This window comes from Anaerotignum sp., assembly GCF_031981185.1.
Taxonomy (GTDB): Bacteria; Bacillota; Clostridia; order Lachnospirales; family Anaerotignaceae; genus Chakrabartyella.
The window spans coordinates 86340-88414 of record NZ_DALYUL010000006.1 but is presented as its reverse complement, the minus strand read 5'-3'; the positions used below and the strand labels follow the sequence as shown (position 1 = coordinate 88414).

Annotated in this window: 3 protein-coding genes; 1 reads left to right on the top strand and 2 read right to left on the bottom strand. The window is 40.1% G+C overall.

The window, feature by feature from the left end; genetic code table 11:
- A partial coding sequence (locus RTK36_RS04950; RefSeq protein WP_312044906.1) for a trypsin-like peptidase domain-containing protein occupies window positions 1-941 on the top strand: 941 nt, incomplete at its 5' end.
- A gap of 128 nt (window positions 942-1069) precedes the next feature.
- Here RTK36_RS04950 and ybaK read toward each other — a convergent pair.
- The gene (ybaK, locus tag RTK36_RS04945) at window positions 1070-1549 is read right to left on the bottom strand and encodes a Cys-tRNA(Pro) deacylase (protein ID WP_312044904.1); all 480 of its coding nucleotides are present in this window, start codon (window positions 1547-1549) and stop codon (window positions 1070-1072) included.
- 5 nt (window positions 1550-1554) lie between these two features.
- The coding region (locus RTK36_RS04940) for a hypothetical protein (protein ID WP_331654965.1) at window positions 1555-2075 on the bottom strand (521 nt) is incomplete at its 5' end.

Below are 2075 nucleotides of genomic sequence, written 5' to 3'. Positions count from 1 at the left end.
CAAAGGATACAACTATGGTTCCGTTGCGATTTGTTGCAGAACATAGCGGTGCCACCATTGAATGGGATCCTGTTACCTATACTATTTATATCACTACAACCCAAGTAAAACAGGGTCAATTAACCGATTCTGTGGTCTATATTCAAACAAATAAAATACAGGGAAGTGGAATTGTTCTCTCCTCTGCCGGCTTGATTGCTACCAACTATCATGTGGTGGAAAATGCGTCCATGCTTCAAATGGTATTTTCAGATGAATCCATATATCAAGGAAACGCAACCATTGTAGGATTAGACCAAGAAAAAGATATTGCAATAATTCAAATTGATAAGAAAAACTTAATTCCCGCCCCCATTGAAACTGCACTTAAAAAAGGGGAACCTGTGGTAGCAGTTGGAGCTCCCAACGGAAATCGTAATACCTTGTCAGAAGGAGAAATAAAAGACTTCAACCAAGATATTATCTCTAGCAGTGCCTTTATTGATCACGGCAGCAGTGGCGGTGCATTGTTTAACAGTAAAGGAAAAGTCATTGGAATGACATCTTCATACAGTGACAATCAATATTTTGCAATTCCAATAGGAGGAATTTTAAAAGTACCGCAAATGCTGTCTATCCCTATTCGACAGATGAAAAATTATACCTATACCCCAACAGCGCCAAAAAATCTGCGCTACTGGATTGAAGATGGCTATGCCAACGTAACCTGGTCACCGGTTTACGATGCTGATTATTACTATGTTTACATAGCATACTCAAAAAATGCCCAATATACGAAACTGCAAAATAATGCTTTGGGCGGTGACATTTGGTACTGGGGATTCCCACAATGCTTTGGTATTTCTACAGCCAACCATTCCACGGTCTACATTAAAATATCAACCGTAAGGAATGGCGTTGAAACTAAAACAACTGCACCCCTGGAAATATCTATGTATTAGTTAAAAAACAAAGTGCATCATCCCCCAAGGAATGATGCACTTCTTTTAAAATATCTTATATCTTATTTACAAAATTCTTCTATTCTCTAAAAACCGTCCTTAAAGCGTATCGATGAAACAGCCTATCCCTAGTTCAACGCCTTGGTAATATCCGCTTCAATCCCTTCCACAAACCCAATGAGGTCATCAGGCTTCAAAATTACCTGTTCTCCCCGAACGCCTGCGCTTACCGCAATTTCTTCAAATAATATTGCCGTTTCATCTATATAGGTAGGATATTTTTTCTTCATCCCCATAGGTGAGCATCCACCCCGAATATAGCCCGTCAGGGCTAAAAGTTCCTTTACATGAGTCATCTCAATTTTTTTGTTTCCCGAAACCCCTGCAGCTTTTTTTAAATCCAGTTCCATATTTACAGGGACACAAAAAACTAAAATTCCTGTCTTATCCCCTCTGGTCACCAGTGTTTTAAAAACCTGTTCAGCGGGAATCCCTATTTTTTCTGCAGCATCCAAGCCTGAAAGATTATTTTCATCATACTCATACTCTGCGGTGCGGTAAGAAATCCCTGCCGTTTCTAGAAGCCGCATTACATTGGTTTTTACCATTTTTCTTACCCCTTTCCAATTTTTCGTTCTCTACCATAATAAAACAAATACTGCTGGGCGAAACCTGCGTTGTTGCCGAATTTTTCTGCCGCTGATACCTGCAAATCCTTTGCTAAAAGCTTTTTCCCATCAAAATATGCGTGGCTATAAACACGATTAATCCATACATCTGTTGGAAACACCTCATATCTGCCAAAGGAAAATAATAAAATACAATCTGCCACCTTTTGCCCTACGCCACAAACTGACATCAATCTCTGACGAAGCTCTTCCGTGGATAGTTTTTCCAGTTTCTCCGCCTCAAAATCTCCTGAAAGCACCTTCTTCACTGCATCTTCCAAATATCTGCCCCGAAAACCACAGCCTAGGCCACGATAGCCTTCTTCAGTAACTTCACACAACTGTTGAGGGGTAGGAAAGCTATAAAAGCCGCCCTCCAAAAGCGTTCCATATTCTTGGGAAAGTCTCTGAATTAACCCCCTAATCCTAGGAATGTGATTATTCTGAGATATGATAAAGGACATCA

Coding starts and splice junctions, on each gene's coding strand:
- ybaK (WP_312044904.1), bottom strand. CDS start 1,549: ATGGTAAAAACCAATGTAATGCGGCTTCTAGAAACGGCAGGGATTTCT.